Source organism: Acinetobacter sp. 25-47-122 (genome assembly GCF_056779695.1).
Genome location: NZ_JBWYIJ010000004.1, coordinates 231,145 through 250,027, shown reverse-complemented (window position 1 = coordinate 250,027; position 18,883 = coordinate 231,145). Strand labels below are relative to the sequence as shown.

The following is an 18,883-nucleotide window of genomic DNA, read 5'->3' as shown; positions in this document are numbered from 1 at the left end:
CTTTTAGAGTAGGCAAGATGAAAACAAATTTAGATCATCTTTATCCATTTGGCTTCCGTGCAACTTTATTTGACCGCTTGATTCCAGAATATGAGGATCAGATCAAAGGCTTATCTATGCAAGAGCTACGTGAATCTGTTGCACATGACTTGGAAGATCTACTCAATAGTCGAGTAGCCAAGTTTGATCAAATTGATGACTTCCCTACGGTTAAAGGCTCGATTGCACAGTTTGGCATTATTGATTTTGTTGGATTATCAACAGCCAATCCAATGGATCGAGACAAAATTTGCCAATCTATTCAGCAGTCCATTGCGGCACATGAACCTCGCCTACGACAAATTCAAGTTGAAATGTTGTTAGACAGCGACAATATGGGCGCACTTTGCCTCAGTATTCAAGCATATTTAAATATCCATCCATTGTATGAGCCTGTAGTTTTTGATGCTTTATTGAAACCAACGACACAACAATATGTAATTTCGGCTAGATCTTAAGATTGGGGCTTTTGTGATAGAAGAACTTTTACCGTACTACGAAAAACAATTACAAGAATTTGGTCAACAATCTCGCGAGTTTGCTCAGAAGTATCCTAAAATTGCCCAACGGCTCTCGCTCAACCAAGAACAGATTGATGATCCACACATTGAGCGCTTAATTCAGGCGTTTTCGTTGATTGCTGCTCGAATTGATAAAAAATTAGCAGACAGTTATGACGTTTTTACACGTGCTTTATTTGAGGTGATGTTCCCTCAATATCTAAGACATTTTCCAAGTTGTACTGTCGTCAGTTTCGAGGATCAAAATAAAATAAAACAATTAACTGAAGCTCACGTCATTCCGCAGGCAACAACGCTAAAATCACGAAGCTTTAAGGGGGTACAATGTGAATTTAATACCTCTCAAGCTGTACGATTACTTCCCATTCAACTGAATCAAGTTCAATTTAAAACGAACCCAAGTGCTCAAATTCATCTCAATCAAAATGCCACTTTGCAATTAAGTTTTGAAACTTTCAATGAAGCAGGCTTGTGGATTCATCAAGAAAAACTCCCTATTTATTTAGATGCTATTTCAAATTTTCCGCTGCAAGTTTTGGATAGTATTTTTAAAAAAGATACGACTTTTACGGTACGCATTGGAACACAGCTTTATCAAATTTCTAATCCATTTTCCTTAATGGGCTTTGAGGAAAATGAGAGTTTATTGCCTATTGATCAACATACACATCATGCCTATCGCTTGTTGATGGAATATTTTTGTTTTGCAGATAAATTCAGCTTTCTTAATCTTGATTTGTCTTTTTTAACAAATTTATTAGATCAACAAACCAGTTTTGATCTCCAAATTCATTTTAAGTTAAACCTAAATGATCAAGCGATTATTCGTAATTATTCAGAGCTGAATGTCGCAAATTTCAAATTATTCAGCACGCCGGCTGTTAATCTTTTTGAAAAAAATGCTGAACCACAAAAAATACATCATCGACAACTTGAATATCCATTGATCACGGATGCGCATCATCCTGAGTTTTATCAGGTCTATTCGATTCAGAAAATGCACATGGTTCGTGAAAAGATTAATCAGGAACAGGTTTATCATCCAGTGTTGCCGTTCTTTGGAATGAGTCATTACCATGATGAAAATGTCCAATTTTTTTATGCATTGAACTCATCACAGCTCAATAATAAGTTTGTTGAAACGGGTTATTCCATTATTTCTAAGCATTTACAGCCGTATGATACAAAGTCTGATTTTATTAGCACCGTATTGCTATGTTCGAATCGGAATTTACCGCATGAAGCATTAAGCCAGTCAAATAATATTTTAAATCTGAATGATAGTAGTTTGGCACGTCGAGCGTTGGTATTGAAGCGTCCGAGTTTACCCCATCAATTTGAGCAAAATCAGAAAGAACAGTGGCGCATTATTTCTCATCTTTCATTAAATACGTTAGCACTGATGAAAGGGGATGCGGTAGCACATTTAAAAGAACTATTAGAGTTATATAACTTACCGTCGAATAAAGAAAATCATCTGTTAATTAATTCGATTAAACAAATTGAATTTAGCCTGACGCATAAGTTGGTTGAAGCAAAACCTTTCCCGCTTTTCGTACGAGGACTCAAAGTTGTTATCCGAATCGATGAACAAGTATTCAGAGGTCATAGTCTTTATATTTTCAGTCAATTGCTGAGTCATGTGTTTAACTTAAAAGTGCAGTTAAACAGTTTTGTCGATGTCATAATCGAAGATGCTCAATCACAACAGGAGTTATACCAATGCGTGCAGAACGTTGGTGGCAAGAAGCTTCTGTAATTGACCATTTATTTCAACAGCCGACTGCTTATGAATTTATTCAGTCGATTCGATTGTTAAGACATGTGCCCTATGCTCGGCCACATACACCATGGGATCGTGATTTTAAATTTCATCCTTCCTTAGAGCTTAACTTCCCTAAAAAAGAAATTGAATCGCTAGCTTTAGAAGATGAAAAAGTTCAGCTTACAAATTTAATGGTGGGTTTGACTGGCATGCAGGGGGCATTACCCTATAGCTATACCAATAAAGTTAAATCAGCACCACGCAAATTTCGAGTTGAAACAACGCAATTTTTGAGTTTATTTAATCATAAGCTCACTTCACAATTCGTTGATGCGACGGTTAGGTACAATCTACCATTACGGTACGAGGTCGAGTCTGAAAATCATTATCTGAATATTATTCATGCATTAAATGGTTATATTAGTCAGCAACATCAACAACAAGAACTTGATGATTATTTTGCTGAATTTGCAGGATTAATGCAGGGGCAAAATAATACAGCACATGCTTTAAAAACCATGATTGCACAGGTATTTAATCAGCATGTGGTAATACAAGAGTTTATCCCTGAAAAATTTAAATTAGAGCCTCAGCAGAGAACATCCTTAGGAGGGGCGACGCCAAGCTTGTTAGGATTGAATACATTTTGTGGAGAGACTATTACCCAAATTGATGGCAAAATTGAAATTCAAATTGGACCGTTGGATCGTAAAACTTACCTAGATTTTCTACCACAACAAAAACTAAGTTTAAAATTAAAAAAACTACTACAAAGCTGGTGTAGCCCAACCTTATTGGTTGATGTTCGTTTAATTTTATCAAAACAAGAAATACAGCCTATTACTTTAAATTCGGAGCATTCTATGGGGCTTAGTCAGGGTGCCTTTTTAGCTCATAATCAACCGCTAGACAATGATGAAACTTGCTACCCATTGCTTGGAGTCGCGTCATGATCAAAATCATTGTTGGAGTGTTCCTTACTGTTTATCTGGTGATTTCTGCGATTGTGGTGCTGTATTGGCGTGACATCAATTTTGATCCGTCTGGCAGTGATTTACTTATATTTTTTGCATTGTTACCTGTAGCAATCACTGCTTTTTTGGTGATGCCATATATAATTTATCATTGGATAAAAGAGCAAAAAAATAAGCAGAATGATCCTCAACTTAGCGATGAGATCGCAATTGAGGAGCTAAAGCCTGAGCCTGTGGAGTGGATCAATTTAAATGTCTATCGCGCTTATGCACTCAATGCTTTGGGTGAAAATCATCTGATTATTGATGCGATTCGGGAATTCAAGAGTCCTGAACTTGATGACAAATTATTGAATGGGTATGGCTTGCCTATTCTGAGTTATCGAATTTCTGATTTAGACGTCGAACAAGATGAAGAGGATGAATATAGCTTCAAACGGCAATACCGCATTCATCAATTGATTCTGACTCAACTCGAACAACAAACAGAAATACTCTGGGAAATTAGTGAGCATTTAAAAAAATCTGCACTTTTCTACGATACTCAAATTAGCCAATCTTATCGTATGCATCCAGCATGGATTGATCCTCAGGCTGAGTATCATGATGGGGAAGAAGATACTCCTTCTGTGCAGCAAGTTTATCGACTGAATAAGCTTAAAATCCACCTGATTCTCGCTGAAGAATTACTGCATGTTTGGGATGAACAAGATTCTGAGCAACTCATTTCAGACTACCTGAGTCAGCTCAATTATATTCCTGAAGTGTTTCACGTGGAACACCACTATTGGGGTGCTGAAACAAGCTATAGTGAATGGATTCATCTTTTACAAAGTATTGAAAAAGATGAGTCGTCTATAAGTCTTGTGTTTATCGTTGATTCCGAAATTGACCAAGATACATTAGATGAAAAGATTTGGATTTCAGAACAGTATATTCCTGCAGAATATATTTCGAGCTGTTGTTTAGCTTCACCTAAAATTCAAATTGAAAATGTTTTACCTACGAAAACATTAGATATTGCGATAAATGAAAAACAACTGAAACAGAGTTTAGATCGCTATAACATTGATCATCAGTTCAAAGTGGAAAATGAGCAGCCCTTTACAATTCTGTTGGATGACATTACTCAACTCAAAACACTTAAAAAAATTGAGCAAAATTTTGCCAATACGAATATTGAGCAACATCATTATTTAATGCTTTATCCAACACTTGGGAATACACAAAGCTTAGCTAAAATTTTTGGATTTACTCTCGCTTTTCAGTTTGATGATGCCTTGATGACAATGGTGTATACAACTCAAAACCCAGATGTTCAGACATTTATTCAAACTTATCAATCAGAATCAGACATAAATCCTGAGCAGCAAAACGTTTAAAAATTTACGAAAAAAATGAGAATACAATGCACACGATATTAGGCTATGTATGGCAGTACGTTTCAAACCCAAAGGCAATCATTGCATTGTCATTGTTTGTTGCCTTAGTGTCTGCCTATCACACGATACCTAGACAGTATTTCTGGCCGCTTGCGGTGGCTTATGTACTGGGTCTAATCGGTTATGGAATCTATTGGTTCATTCAACGCAAACGCCATGAGAAGCAAGGGGAAGAATTGGCGGAAGCAATCGAAAAAGATACCCAAGCTGAGTATGGTAAGCAGAAGGATAAAGATGAACTACAATTGGTTCATCAACAGATGAAGGATTCAATTCAGCTCATTCGTAAGTCAAAGCTGGGTGATAAAAAAGGGAATGCAGCGCTATATGAGTTGCCTTGGTATATGGTCATTGGTAACCCTGCTGCTGGTAAGAGTTCTGCCATTTATAACTCGGGCTTAAAGTTCCCATTCGAGGAAACGCATAAAAATGCAGTGTCTTCAGGTTTGAGTGGAACACGTAATTGCGACTGGTTTTTCTCAACAGAAGGGGTGTTGTTAGATACTGCTGGTCGTTACTCAGTCTATGCAGAAGATCACTCTGAGTGGATTGGTTTTTTGAACTTGCTCAAAAAAAATAGATCTAAAGCGCCGATTAATGGACTGATTGTCACCGTCAGTATTGCCGAGTTAGTTAGTCAAAGTCCTGAAAAATCGTTGAAACTTGCTAAAAACTTGAGAGCACGTATACAAGATTTGACGGAACGTTTAGAAATCTTTGCACCTGTGTATTTGGTGTTTTCTAAAATGGATTTGATCGCAGGATTCACTGAGTTTTTTGATTGTTATGATCAGGATGAATTTGACCAAGTTTGGGGAGCAACGCTGCCTTATAATCCAGACTCATCTGAAAATGCTGTTGATCTATTCGAGCATCATTACAATATTTTGTATGATGGATTGAAAAGCGTAAGTACGACTCATTTAAGTCGCCGTCATGCACAGAATATCTCACCAAGTGTGATGACTTTTCCGCTTGAGTTTAAGACTTTAAAACCAGCACTCAAAAATTTTATAGGAACACTATTTGAGGAAAATCCGTATCAGTTCAAACCTGTATTCCGTGGTTTTTACTTCACCAGTGCCTTACAAGAAGGAACGATCGAGAGTCCAATGACGGAGCAAATTGCTCAAGAATTTAGACTTCAGAAAATTCCGAACAGCGAACATGGTATTCCACAAAATTCTGTATCACAGAATCATGGGTATTTCTTAAAGGGATTATTTTCAGATGTCATTCTGAAAGATAAAAACTTGGTGAAGCAACATATTAACCCGGCGAAAAAGCGCCAACGTTATTTGAGTTTTATTGCAGCTTTACTTGGGGTATCTGTAATTTTAGGCCTGTGGGTGTGGTCTTACCGTAACAACCAACAGTTGATCGCAGATGTTCAAGCAGATCTGAATAAAGTGATGCAAATGGAGCAGGCATCAGGTCAGCATTTGGCGACACAGCTTGACTCGTTACTAATTTTACAACAGCGTTTAGAACAGTTAGATCAATTTGAAGAAGATCGTCCATTAAAGTTTGGCTTTGGTTTGTATCAAGGCAATGATCTGCGAGAAAAACTTAAAACCGAATATTTAAATGGTGTGCGACAAATTGTTTTAGAACCATCTCAACAAAATATTGGTCAGTTCTTGCAACGTGTAAAAAATAATGAAGCGACACTAAAAGAAAATCACGTTAATGTTGAAATTCAGCAAGTATCGGCTAAACCTGCACAAAATGCTTTGGAACCTTCTGATTCGAATCCCCAAGATGCTTACAACGCATTGAAAGCTTATTTGATGATGAGCAATTCAAAATATATGGAAGCAAGTCATCTGAGTGATCAGGTTACGCGCTTTTGGCGTTCATGGTTAGATGCCAATCGTGGACAAATGCCACGTGGTGAAATGATCCAAAAAGCGGAGCAGGTGCTGACCTATACCATGACATTGGCGAATGATCCAAAATTCCCACAGTTGTCAGCGGATGCGCAGTTGGTTGATCAAAGCCGACAAGTATTGTTGGCGGTGATGAAGGGGATGCCAGCACGTGATCGAGTTTATAATGAGATCAAAATGCGTGCTGCCGTACGATATCCAGCAGTGACAGCAGCTCAAATTGTAGGTGAGAACAATCGTAGTGCCGTATTAGGTTCTTATGCTCTTCCTGGGGTATTTACATATAAGGCATGGAACGAATATATCGATCAAGCCATTGATGAAGCTGCGAATAGTCCGACAGACAGTCGTGACTGGGTGTTGAACAGCAATCAATCAGATGACCTCACCTTTAGTGGTAGTCCAGATCAAATTCGTAAGCAGCTGACTGAACTCTATAAGAAAGAATATATCGCAGAGTGGCGTAAATTCTTGAATGGAATTTATTATGCAAAACAACCTGATTTTGCCCAGCAACATAAAACAATAGATTTATTGGGTGAGCCTCAAAACTCCCCGATACGTTTGCTGATTGAGCATACAGCGAAAGAAACCAATTGGGATAACCCTGTGGTTCAAGCGGAACTGGCTGCTCCACAAACAGGATTTATCGCTTGGTTTAAACGCAAGATTCTCCGTCAAGATAATACCAATGAAATTCAACGTGCAGCTGAGCGCGCTCAAGGTGCTATCTCAAAAGAATTTAACGTTTTTTATCAGTTGGTTCGTAAACGTGATGATCAGCAAAATAAATCATTACTTGATGAGTATTTAGAAAATCTCGCACAGGTACGTAGTAAGTTCAATGACCTCCGAAATGCAGGGGATATTGGCCCAAATGCGATGGCTTTGGTAAAACAAACCATCAATGAACAAACCTCAGTATTTAATACTACGCAAAAACTTGTCGATGAAAAACTGACGGTAGGTCTCAATGATATTGACAATAAGCTCATTCAAAAGCTTTTGGTGAGTCCACTGACACAATCCTTTGCAAGCTTAATTACGCCAGCTCAAGATGAGATTAATAAATTATGGGTGATGCAAGCTTATCAACCATTTAATCAGACTCTGAGCCAAAAGGTTCCATTCAATACCTCGGCTTCAATCCAAGCGACGAGTAGTGAAATCGGTCAAATCTTCGGTGAGGGTGGTAGTATTGCCAATTTTGTTAAAGAAACGCTCGATCCATTTGTGATTCGTCGTGGTTACACAATGACTTCTAAAACGTGGAAAGACCAAGGCATTATCTTGAATCCACAATTTGTGATGAGTTTCCAACGCTATGTTTCACCACTTAACGGTGTAGCGACAGGTACTTTGTCACAAGGTTCTGCGCCTGCTGCGACCAATCAGTCCAACTTCCAATTCTATCCATTGTCTAATCCACAGTTGCTGTCTTATACGATTGATATTGATGGTCAACGTATGGTCTTTGAAAATGGTATCCAACAGTGGGTGAACTTTGTTTGGCCGAATACTGGTGCTATTCCTGGAGCGCGTATTACTGCAGTCGATCTTGAAGGAAAAACACATACGATTTTTGATGCACCAGGTGAATACGGGATCAATCGTTTGATCGACTCTTCACAACGTCGTGATCAAAATGGTGTCATCGAAATGACTTGGGCAAGTGCTCAACAACCATCATTAGCAGTAAAAGTAAACTTCCGTTTGATCAGTGGGAATTCAGGTCAAGGTGGTACAGGCGTTGGCTCTAATCGTGATTTAAACGGTTTGCAATTGGTTGATAAGGTGACCACCAACAAGGCGACAGCACGTGTGGTATCTGCTCAAAAGGCACCAACACCAGCACCTCAAGCTGAGAATTCAACGAATACGGCATTGCAAAATGCAACACAAGGAGCACAGCCATGATGTATGGAGTACAACTTAAGATGGATCATCAGTAGGAGGCGATATGTACAGTGTGAAAACAACGCCTTTGTACTATGGTAAGAGTCCTGCTCGTGGCGATTTTCTGAAAACCAAAGGACAGTATTCTCTGATTCAAGTGATTGATCAGTGGATTACTGAAGCGCTTGAAATGGCAATGAGAAATCCAAACTTCGATCAAAATTATCAAAGTTTGGCATCATTAGATTTCTTTATTGCCAATCCGCGTGAAAATATGTTCTTGGTTGCAAACTTAGTGACCAGCCAAGACAGCTCAGGTCGTCAGTTTCCTATGGTGTTGAGTCACTTATTGGAAGTGGATGCACCCTACCAAAATTTGCTCTATGCACCTTATAGCTATAAGCCAGTTTTGATTGACTTATTTCAAAGAAACCGAGTGATTCGTCAAATTCGAGATGCTGATGATTTAATCGAAAAACTGGCTCAGCTCAAAAAAGAAATTCAAGTTCTTGATGTAACTGAATCAACCGCTTTTTTTGAAAATCACACCATGCATTCGTTTGCACAAATGATGAAAATATCGGTCTATGAGCTTGCACAAAGCATGATTGGACTAGGTCTTTTACTCCAACCTGTATTAAAAAATGGAACGAGTAAACTGAATAAGGTGTTAATTTTACCGATTCACAACCCTAGTTTTTGTTATGAAATCGCAGCATTCTGGGTTAGTTTAATCGCAAGATTTTTGCCAAAACATAATACCGAAGTGTTAATTGGTATTCTTCATTCAGAACGTCCAGTTTTATTATTTGGCTTTCAGGGCGCAGATATTGAAGCATTAAGTGATATTTTCAATCAAAACTTAAGCTCTGAACATTGGGTTTCATTGGTACAAGCACAGTGGATTGATCGCTATTTGGAGCAAAATGCAGGTCTTGCTGCACTCGAGCAATCTTTGTGCGAACGACAGTTAAGTTTAAATCAAGGAATGAAATTATTCCGACAGACTTTTATAGAAGAATAATGATGAAGAAAACCTTATTAAAGATTTCACTGCTTAGTTCGATATTGAGTTTAAGTGTTATATCGTTTGCGAAAGAAATTATCGTTGAGGGAGTTGTTCCTAACGAGATGAGCAAACAGGCCATATTGAGTAAAATGAAAGTGGTCTATAGCCAAGACCAAATTATCGATAAAATTCAGGTTCGTCCTGTCACTGCACCCAATGGATGGAGTGATTCTGTAACCCAAGTCATCACACCTGATCTTAAAAAAGTTTCTCAAGGAAAATTGAGTGTAAGAGGAACACAAGTTGAGCTCACAGGTAAAGTCCTCAATCAAAATGATATCGTACCGACTCAAAATACATTTCAAAATTTAGTTGTGGCACCTTATCGCTTTAATGCACAGTTATCTGTGAATCATGCAGAACAAGCTATCATTGATAATGCTTTAAAAAATCGAATTATTGAATTTGCTTCTGGAAGTGCCACACTTTTACCAGCAGGCACACAAATTTTAGACGAAATGGTGGTTGCGCTAAACAAAGTTCAAGGCAAAAATGTCAAAATTATCGGACATACTGACAGTCAAGGTAATCCACAGAAAAACAAAGAATTGAGCTTGCAACGTGCGGATGCAGTAAAACAATATTTGATTGCGAAGAATATTTCACCTTCACGATTAAGTACAGCGGGTATGGGTGCTGATGAACCTGTTGCAGACAATGCAACGGAAGAGGGTCGTAAGAAAAATCGACGAATCGAGTTTGAAGTTCAATAAAATATTATAAAAGGAATAAGTGTATGGCTTTCCCTTATATTACGATTGGCTCTCCAACCACAGGTGGTGGGCAGGTTATTTCAGCAAATAGTTCTTTCTTAATCGAAGGTAAGCCAGTTGCTTGTGTAGGGGATAAGGCCACCTGTCCTAAACATAAAACGGTGACGACAATTGTTGCGGGTGACAGCAAAATGGTTATTATGGGAAAACCCGCCGCACAGCATAATTCACCTTTAGCATGTGGATGCAAATGTATAGGGAATCAAAGTTTAACGGTTGGACAAAATTAGTTAATTCATTGCGATCTGTATCTAAAAAGAACCCTCTAATTTTAGAGGGTTCACTTTTTCAACTATAATTTTATCTCGATCAAATTGTCTTCGGTATTTATAATCGCGCACCTATTGATGATCAGAAGATGATTTTTACGCACTTACATATTGCACAATTTTATCAAACGCAGATTTAAGCGCTTTGTCATCGAATTCATTGCCTTCGAATGTTTCATTGCGATTGCGTGCAAAAATATCGCGAATCTCAACCACGGCATTTGAGTCGACTAAACCTAATTGCGTAGCAACTTGACGGATTTGATCGATAGAGCGAGAGCCATTACTACCGCCATAACTGACATAAGCAGCAGGTTTTCCATTCCACTCTTTACCTAAATAGTCAAGTGCATTTTTAAGTGCAGGGCTGTAACCATGATTATACTCAGGACTAATAAATATAAATGCATCACCTTTCGCGATTTGAGCAGCCCATTCTTGTTGCTTAGGTTGATCATATATACCCGTTAGTGGTGGATTTGCTCCAGCGAAAAACGGTAAACCCCATTCTTTTAAGTCCACAATTTCTGTCTGAATCGTGCTGTAGTTATATGATGAAATCGTGTTTTGAACCCAATTTGCAACTTTAATGGCTGTGCGGCCTTCTCGAACGCTTCCCACAATAATTTGAATATTCACCAAATTAATCCTTCTAACTGTTATCACACTGACTTTAAAATGTTTTTTTTAAAAAAGGTAGATCGAAAATGTATCTAAAAAAAAGCGCCATAAGGCGCTTTTTTATGTACGAATCAGGCATTACATAATTTTGATGCCTTGCTGACCTGCTGGTGTTACTTTGAAAATTTCAACTTCAAAAGTAATATCTTTACCAGCAAGCGGATGGTTAAAGTCGACCTCAGTGATATCATCACCAACCGATTTAACCACACCATATAATGACTGCTTTGCTTTATCTTCAAACTCAATCATTTGACCTTCAGCAGGACGTTGCTCAAATTTAATAGTATCAAATTTTTGCACGTTCTCTTGGTTCCAAGGGCCAAAAGCATCTTCAGCAGGTAAACTTACTGTACGACGGTCCCCCGCACGTAAGCCAAATAAAGCTTTTTCAAAACCAGGCAATAAGCTGCCATCACCTATCACAAGGCTTACAGGTTCTTCGCGACTACGTGTATTATCAATTTCAACACCATTTTCAATGGCTACTGAAAAGTGTAAATGTACTTTTGAACCCGCTTCAATGCGAGTATCTTCATTTGGATTAATAAAATCAGTCATTTTGCGCTTCCGCACGTTGAATACGATGTTTCTCTAAGAAAAAAGTATCGATAAGCATTAAGATGGTACCTAAAGTAATGGCACTATCTGCAAGGTTAAAAGCAGGGAAGTGACTATTGTTGTAGTAGACATGAATAAAATCAACAACATAGCCTAAACTTACTCGATCAATAAGATTACCAATCGCCCCACCTAAGATGAGTGCGATTGCTAAAGGCAATACTTTCATGTTTTTTGGCATACGCATAATCCAAAACACAAAAATAACCGAGACAATTCCTGCAAGCGATGTAAAGAAATAACGTTGCCATCCACCGGCATCGGACAAGAAACTAAAGGCAGCGCCGTAGTTATGTAGTAATGTCCAATTTAAAAAAGGTAAAACAGGTACAGGGTCTGCATAAGTCAGATGTGTACTTGCTATCCATTTCGTCCATTGATCCAAAATAATGGCAACAATAGACAATCCTATCCACCACAAATTGTGGGGATAGAATTGGAATAAACCTTTTTTATTATTTTGTGGATTAGGCATATTTTCTCTCTTCGCCTTGACCTGTAGGGAGGTTAATAATACAACGACCACATAGTCCTGGATGTGATGGATGTGTATTCACATCAGGCAGAACATGCCAGCAACGAACGCATTTTTCGCCGTCAGCCGCTGAAACTTTCACGTTCAAGCCTTCAAGATCAGATGCTTCACCTTGTGCTGTATCAAAGGTATTCACAATCACTTGAGACGTAATCAGTACGAAACGAAGTTCGTCACCTAATTTGTCGAGCACAGATTTAAGCTCATCATTTGCCCAAAGCTCAACCTTCGCAGACAAGTTTGAACCTACAGTTTTCGCACCACGTGCTGCTTCGATAAACTTATTCACTGCTGATTTCACATTGATCAATGTTTGCCATTCAGTTTCTGATACGACATTGGCACTTGATGCAGTCGGAATATCATACCATTCAGCAGTGAAGACATATTTCTCAGTTTGACCGGGAATCAATGGCCAAGCTTCTTGTGCGGTGAACGTTAAAATAGGTGCCATCCAACGTACAAATGCTTGAACCAAATGGTACAACGCAGTTTGTGCAGAACGACGTGCTTGAGAATCTGCTTTGGTGGTGTACTGACGGTCTTTGATAATGTCTAGGTAGAAACCACCTAAATCGTTGATACAGAAATTCGTTAGCGCACTTGTCACGATATGGAAGTTCATATCTTCGTACGCTTTCTTAATGATTTCTTGAACTTCTGAAGCACGTTGCAAGATGTATTGATCAAGTGCAATCAAATCATCAATCGCTAAGCAATCAGTCGCAGGTTGGAAACCATTTAAGTTTGCTAGCAAGAAACGCAATGTGTTACGAATACGACGGTAACCGTCTGAGGCACGGTTAAAGATTTCTTTACCTGCGGTCATTTCATAACGGTAATCTGCAGATGCAATCCAGAAACGAAGGCCATCAGCACCCATATCTTTAATGATGTCTTGCGGTGTGATGACGTTACCGATCGATTTCGACATCTTACGGCCTTTCTCATCGACCACGAAGCCGTGTGTCAACAAGCCTTTATACGGTGCGCGTTCGTTGATTGCCATTGAAGTCAACAATGAAGATTGGAACCAACCACGGTGTTGGTCTGAACCTTCAAGGTACAAATCAGCAGGGTCTTGTAGCTCTTCACGTTCACGAAGAACTGCAAAGTGTGTTGTACCTGAATCGAACCATACGTCTAAAGTATCTCGAACAGCGTTATAGCAATCTGCATCATCACCGATGAATTCGCGTGCATCACGGTTATACCAACCATCAATACCTTCTTGCTCGATTAACTTCGCAACTTCTTCAATCAATTCAGGTGTACGAGGGTGTAACTCGTTAGTATCTTTATGAACGAAGAATGGAATTGGCACACCCCAAGTACGTTGGCGAGAGATACACCAATCTGGGCGACCTTCGATCATCGCTTGAATACGGTTTTTACCCCAATCTGGTACGAACTCAATATCATTTTCAATCGCGTTCAATGCACCTTGGCGTAGACCTTTGGCATCCATGCTGATGAACCATTGTGGTGTTGCACGGAAGATAATCGGTGTTTTATGGCGCCAACAATGTGGGTAGCTATGTTTAATCACAACATGTGCCCAAAGTTTGCCTGCTTCAGTCAATGCTGCAATAATTTTTGGATTGGCTTTGTAGATGTGCTCGCCTGCAAACAGTGGCGATGTTGGAAGATACACACCATTACCGCCAACAGGGTTTTCAACTTTCAAGTTGTACTGTAAGCCAACTTTATAGTCGTCCACACCATGACCCGGTGCAGTATGTACAGCACCTGTACCGCTACCGTCAGTCACGTGTTCGCCTAGAATCACAGGAACTTGGCGTTCAGCGATCAATGGGTGTTGCAGCACAAGGTTCTCAAGTTTAGAACCTGTGAATTCAGCAATGACTTCAAATGCAGTAAAACCATAACGCTGAGTAGCTGATTCAACCAATGATTTCGCAAGAATGAAGTTTTGAGGTACTTTGTCTTCACCTGTTGCTTTAACAAGTTGATACTCAAGCTCAGCATGTAAAGCGACTGCTTGGTTAGCAGGCATGGTCCAAGGCGTTGTGGTCCAGATCACGATGTCGGTACGATCAGCAATGTCTACACCCAAACGTGCAGAAAGGTCAGCTAAATCAACAACGCTGAAACCCACATCAATTGCGTCTGATTTTTTATCTTCGTATTCAACTTCAGCTTCAGCCAATGATGAACCACAGTCTAAACACCAGTTGACGGGTTTAAGACCTGGTTCGATATGACCTGCTTTGGCAATAGCACCCAATGAACGTACGATGTCGGCTTCTTGTTTGAAGTTCATCGTTAAGTACGGATTGTCCCAATCACCAAACACGCCCATACGCACGAAGTCTTTCTTTTGCAGTTCAACTTGTGTGTAAGCATATTCACGGCAGGCTTTACGGAATGTAGAAGCATCCACTTTTACGCCGACTTTACCGACTTTTTCTTCAACTTTAAGTTCAATTGGAAGACCGTGACAGTCCCAACCCGGTACGTATGGTGCATCAAAACCATCCATCACTCGGCTTTTAATGATGATGTCTTTCAGGACTTTGTTAACCGCATGACCTAAGTGAATTTGACCATTCGCATATGGAGGGCCGTCATGGAGCACATATTTTTTCTTGCCAATACGCGACGCACGAATCTGCTGATAAATGTTGTCGGCATACCACTCTTCTAACCATTTCGCTTCACGTACTGCGAGATTTGCTTTCATCGCAAAGTCAGTACCTGGGAGGTTTAGCGTGGCTTTATAGTCCACTGCATTTTCAGGAGTTTGCTTATCGCTCATGCAAGTTGTCTTCCAATTTAATCAGTCTAAAGCTGACGCGTTTTACAAAAATTAAGGAGTATTAATAAGGAAAGTTGGGGTTGTTTCGGCGAAACTCAAGCAGTTGCTCAACATCATCATCGATCCCAGCTTTGAGTGCTTCTAGCGAAGGATAATTCTTTTCGCCATGAACAAAGTTCAAAAAGGTTACCCGCATTAACAGACCATACAGATTAGCAGAAACATCAGGGAAATGTACTTCTAATCGCCACTCTGGATGTTCCTGTTCGATGGCTGGTCGGGTGCCGACATGTCCTGCACCGAAAAGGGCTGTAGCCTCATAACCAGCGATACCTTGATATTCGGCATTTTCATTGCGAACTTTGTCTTTTAACGATTCTGTTTCACAAATCACTTCAACACCATAGATGCCATGCAAACAGGGCTTATGGCGGTTTAGACGAACATTGATAGTTGGAAAGTTAATGGTGCGACCGATTTGATCACCATATTGAACACGACCCGTAATGCTATACGGGCGACCAAGTAGCTCCGCAGCTTTTTTAAGGTCCCCTGTAGCCAAAGTTTGGCGTATTAAGGTAGAGCTAATACGCTCGCCATTCAGTTCAACGTTATTTAAATCGGTGACTTGAAAACCATAATCGCGCAAGAATTGGCTATTACCTTGTCGGTTTTTACCAAAATGATGATCTTCACCGAGTACTAGGCTTTGGGTATTCAGTTTGTATTTTAGAATATCAGCAAACTCTTCCGCACTTAAATTACGAAATGTGTCATCAAATTTAGCAACAACAATATAGTCGATACCAAGTGCAGCCAAATGTTCCACTTTTTCACGTAATGAACTAATTCGTGGTGGTGCATCGTAACTTTTAAAATATTCTAAAGGCTGTGGCTCAAAAATCATCACCACAGTTTTTAAATCTTGTTGTTGTGCTATGTCTTTTAATTGCTGAACCATCGCCTGATGACCCAAATGAACACCATCAAAATTGCCAATGGTGACGGCAGTTTTGGGCAATTGAAAGTTGGGCGCTAAAGCATTCAGACGGAGTAGCTTCATGGGCGAAATGGTGACTAAAATTAATTTGGGCTATATATTGCCATATTCTCACAGTTTCGTCTTGTTGTTGTGTTTTTATTCAATACTTTTCTTATTCTAGATCAAGATGCTTGAGTCATTAGATCAAAGAAACTTTTATTTCCGGATATATTTTTGTCTAATGTGTTCCATTCAATATTTAATGAGTAAGTGATGTCTGATCTAGCCCTAATTATGGCCTTAGCAAGCGAATCTAAAGGATTATTCGAAGCTGAAAATATTGCAGTGCATTACAGTGGGATTGGTAAGGTCAATGCAGCATTTAAAGCTTTTGAAGTGATTCAAAAGACAGGATGCACAACTTTGCTGAATTTAGGAACAGCAGGAAGTTCGCATTTTGATGCACATTCCTTGGTTGAAGTAACAACATTTGTACAGCGAGATATGGATGTTTCACCGCTTGGCTTTGAAGTTGGTGTTACACCGATGGATCAGGAATTTCCCGCAGCGATTAACCTAGAGCCGTATTTTCAACATCTTCCCAAGGGCATTTGTGGGACTGGCGATAGCTTTGAAACTGGTGAACCTAAGGTGCCATGTCAGTTGGTTGATATGGAAGGATATGCGCTCGCCAAAGTATGTAAGAAACTTGGCGTTCGTTTGATTTCCGTGAAATACATTACAGATGGGGCAAACGACACCGCACATTTAGATTGGGAGGAGAACTTGTTGTTGGGCGCTCAAAAATTATTGGCTTTATATCAGAGTATGGAACACTAGATTTTGAAGATTTTGGCGACCATAGAAACTATGGTCGTATGCCAGAGATCAATCTCGAAGAGATTTAGATAAACCAATTATGGTCGAGGTAAAATACCGTATAGCATCATATGGACTGTATGCTCGATGGTACGTTGATACATGGTGCGATTGCGTAAGGTTTTTCCCGTTACCATTTCAGTTTGGGTGCTAAAATCAGCATAGTTTTGTGTGATACCCCAAAGGTTAATAATTAAAACCTCAGCATCGATCTTGTCTGATATTTTGCCTTGCTCTTGCCACGTGGAAATGACTTTAGATTTGCGTTTGAAGAGTTTTTTTAATGGGCCTTTCAAAATTGGCAGGATATGTGGTGCGCCTTGGATAATTTCTAAAGCAAATAATTTTGATGCTTTATGTTGAGTACGGGAAACCTCAATCTTTTGCATGAGATATTGCGTGATCGCTTCAGCAGGCTCTAAATCAGCTTCCAACATTTGCAGTGGAGCTAACCATTTTTGCATGACAGTAGTCAGCACTTCGACATAGAGCGCTTCTTTATTTTCATAGTAATAGAAAATATTCGATTTGTGCATTTCCGCGAGTTGTGCAATTTCATCTAAGCTTGCACCACTAAAACCATACACAGAAAACACATCTAATGCAGCAGCTAAAAGCTGTTGACGTTTTTGCGTACTCTTCTTTTGTTCCATCTCGTCAGTAAATTATAAAAAGGAACCTCAAATTGTACGGCAAAACGTGCGATTTGTGCACAAGGATTAGGCCATTTGCAAAAGAATATGAAGAATAATTGTGTAGTTAAGTGATAAAACTAATAATAAGACACATGTACAATCTATTTGATAAACAAATACATATTACTCATGTGGGAAATGCTGATCGAGAATATCTTTTAATTTAATTAAAAAAAGCCATTTATCAGTACGAAAAGTGTCTAATTTTCCGACGAAAATTAGACACTTCCATTTACCTTATTCAACAATTCAGAATGTCATATTTTGTATCGCTTAAGTTGAAAGTACGGCTTCTAAAACTTGTTGTTCAAGCTCTGCAAATTTGACATTTTTTTGTCGCGGTCGTGGTAAATCTACTTTGAACTGATGTGCGATATGACCTTTATCGAGCAAAATAATACGATCTGCTAACTGGACTGCTTCACTGACATCATGTGTCACTAAGATGGTGGTGAAGCCTTGTTCTAACCATAGTTTCTCGATTAGATTTTGCATGTCTAAACGCGTAAGCGCATCTAAAGCCCCCAAAGGTTCATCAAGTAATAGTATTCGAGGGGTATGAGACAAGGCACGTGCTAGCGCTGCTCGTTGACGTTGTCCACCTGAAAGTTGTGCAGGCCAAAGTTCAGCTTTTTCATTTAAGCCAACTTTTTCCAATAATGCTTCAGCCTTATCATGCTGGGATTTATCTAAGCCCAATTGCACATTTTTTAAAATGCTTTTCCATGGTAATAGGCGAGGATCTTGGAACATGACGCGGATGTCATCAGCGGTAATACCTTCACGAAAGTTCAGTGCAGATTTAAATTTAATCTCACCATAACTCGGTTGTTCTAAATCCGCGATTAACCGTAACAACGTACTCTTACCACAGCCACTTCGACCCACAATGGCAACAAATTCACCAGGTTCTATATGTAGGTCTAAATCCTCTAATACTTTAACTTTGCCATAGAACTTGTGCAGTTGTTCAAGATTGATTTCTGCACCGATCTTTTGTGGAGCTGATCTGGCATGATCTGGAATGACATGTTCATCAGCGAGATTTGAAATACTTAAATCAGTCATACGCAT

Annotated in this window: 16 protein-coding genes; 9 read left to right on the top strand and 7 right to left on the bottom strand. The window is 39.3% G+C overall.

The window, feature by feature from the left end; all coding sequences use genetic code 11:
• The first annotated feature begins 17 nt into the window (after nt 1–17).
• From tssE to AC1M9P_RS05580, 8 genes are read left to right on the top strand one after another with little or no spacing between them, the layout of a single operon-like run.
• The gene (gene tssE, locus AC1M9P_RS05615) at nt 18–497 is read left to right on the top strand and encodes a type VI secretion system baseplate subunit TssE (protein WP_092766610.1); all 480 of its coding nucleotides are present in this window, start codon (nt 18–20) and stop codon (nt 495–497) included.
• Between the two features lie 13 nt (nt 498–510).
• Nucleotides 511–2,319, top strand: a complete 1,809-nt coding sequence (gene tssF / locus AC1M9P_RS05610) for a type VI secretion system baseplate subunit TssF (protein ID WP_481586952.1) — start codon at nt 511–513, stop codon at nt 2,317–2,319.
• Complete coding sequence (tssG, locus tag AC1M9P_RS05605; protein ID WP_481586951.1) at nt 2,283–3,278, top strand: type VI secretion system baseplate subunit TssG; 996 nt, start codon at nt 2,283–2,285, stop codon at nt 3,276–3,278. The genes tssF and tssG overlap by 37 nt, the downstream gene beginning before the upstream one ends.
• On the top strand, nt 3,275–4,681 hold the full coding sequence (locus AC1M9P_RS05600; protein ID WP_481586950.1) for a hypothetical protein: 1,407 nt from the start codon (nt 3,275–3,277) through the stop codon (nt 4,679–4,681). Before tssG ends, AC1M9P_RS05600 begins: the two co-directional genes overlap by 4 nt.
• A gap of 26 nt (nt 4,682–4,707) precedes the next feature.
• On the top strand, nt 4,708–8,547 hold the full coding sequence (gene tssM, locus AC1M9P_RS05595; RefSeq protein ID WP_481586949.1) for a type VI secretion system membrane subunit TssM: 3,840 nt from the start codon (nt 4,708–4,710) through the stop codon (nt 8,545–8,547).
• A 43-nt stretch (nt 8,548–8,590) separates the two neighbouring features.
• On the top strand, nt 8,591–9,550 hold the full coding sequence (tagF, locus tag AC1M9P_RS05590; protein WP_092766605.1) for a type VI secretion system-associated protein TagF: 960 nt from the start codon (nt 8,591–8,593) through the stop codon (nt 9,548–9,550).
• Nucleotides 9,550–10,308: an OmpA family protein gene (locus AC1M9P_RS05585; RefSeq protein ID WP_481586948.1), complete on the top strand. Its 759-nt coding sequence runs from the start codon at nt 9,550–9,552 to the stop codon at nt 10,306–10,308. Before tagF ends, AC1M9P_RS05585 begins: the two co-directional genes overlap by 1 nt.
• Nucleotides 10,309–10,331: 23 nt before the next feature.
• Nucleotides 10,332–10,598 (top strand): PAAR domain-containing protein, encoded by a 267-nt coding sequence (locus AC1M9P_RS05580; protein WP_092766603.1) that lies wholly within the window; start codon nt 10,332–10,334, stop codon nt 10,596–10,598.
• Between the two features lie 135 nt (nt 10,599–10,733).
• Here the strand turns inward: AC1M9P_RS05580 and AC1M9P_RS05575 are convergent, their stop codons facing one another.
• The 5 genes from AC1M9P_RS05575 to ribF all read right to left on the bottom strand — a co-directional run bounded on the left by AC1M9P_RS05575 (nt 10,734) and on the right by ribF (nt 16,316).
• Entirely contained in the window at nt 10,734–11,276 is a 543-nt protein-coding gene (locus AC1M9P_RS05575) for an NADPH-dependent FMN reductase (RefSeq protein ID WP_481586947.1), read from the bottom strand.
• Between the two features lie 120 nt (nt 11,277–11,396).
• Nucleotides 11,397–11,879 (bottom strand): FKBP-type peptidyl-prolyl cis-trans isomerase, encoded by a 483-nt coding sequence (locus tag AC1M9P_RS05570; protein ID WP_481586946.1) that lies wholly within the window; start codon nt 11,877–11,879, stop codon nt 11,397–11,399.
• Entirely contained in the window at nt 11,872–12,414 is a 543-nt protein-coding gene (gene lspA, locus AC1M9P_RS05565; RefSeq protein WP_035270556.1) for a signal peptidase II, read from the bottom strand. Before lspA ends, AC1M9P_RS05570 begins: the two co-directional genes overlap by 8 nt.
• On the bottom strand, nt 12,407–15,253 hold the full coding sequence (gene ileS / locus AC1M9P_RS05560; RefSeq protein ID WP_481586945.1) for an isoleucine--tRNA ligase: 2,847 nt from the start codon (nt 15,251–15,253) through the stop codon (nt 12,407–12,409). The genes lspA and ileS overlap by 8 nt, the downstream gene beginning before the upstream one ends.
• A 61-nt stretch (nt 15,254–15,314) precedes the next feature.
• The gene (gene ribF / locus AC1M9P_RS05555; RefSeq protein WP_481586944.1) at nt 15,315–16,316 is read right to left on the bottom strand and encodes a riboflavin biosynthesis protein RibF; all 1,002 of its coding nucleotides are present in this window, start codon (nt 16,314–16,316) and stop codon (nt 15,315–15,317) included.
• 189 nt (nt 16,317–16,505) lie between these two features.
• Between ribF and AC1M9P_RS05550 the strand changes: the two genes are divergently transcribed.
• Nucleotides 16,506–17,075, top strand: a complete 570-nt coding sequence (locus AC1M9P_RS05550) for a 5'-methylthioadenosine/S-adenosylhomocysteine nucleosidase family protein (protein ID WP_171076810.1) — start codon at nt 16,506–16,508, stop codon at nt 17,073–17,075.
• Nucleotides 17,076–17,152: 77 nt separating this feature from the next.
• On the opposite strand, the gene AC1M9P_RS05545 is transcribed toward AC1M9P_RS05550, so the two are convergent.
• On the bottom strand, nt 17,153–17,767 hold the full coding sequence (locus AC1M9P_RS05545) for a TetR/AcrR family transcriptional regulator (RefSeq protein WP_035264923.1): 615 nt from the start codon (nt 17,765–17,767) through the stop codon (nt 17,153–17,155).
• A gap of 315 nt (nt 17,768–18,082) precedes the next feature.
• Nucleotides 18,083–18,877 carry an ABC transporter ATP-binding protein gene (locus tag AC1M9P_RS05540; RefSeq protein WP_035264921.1) on the bottom strand — a complete coding sequence of 265 codons (795 nt, stop codon included), beginning with the start codon at nt 18,875–18,877 and terminating at the stop codon, nt 18,083–18,085.
• Between the last annotated feature and the right edge of the window lie 6 nt (nt 18,878–18,883).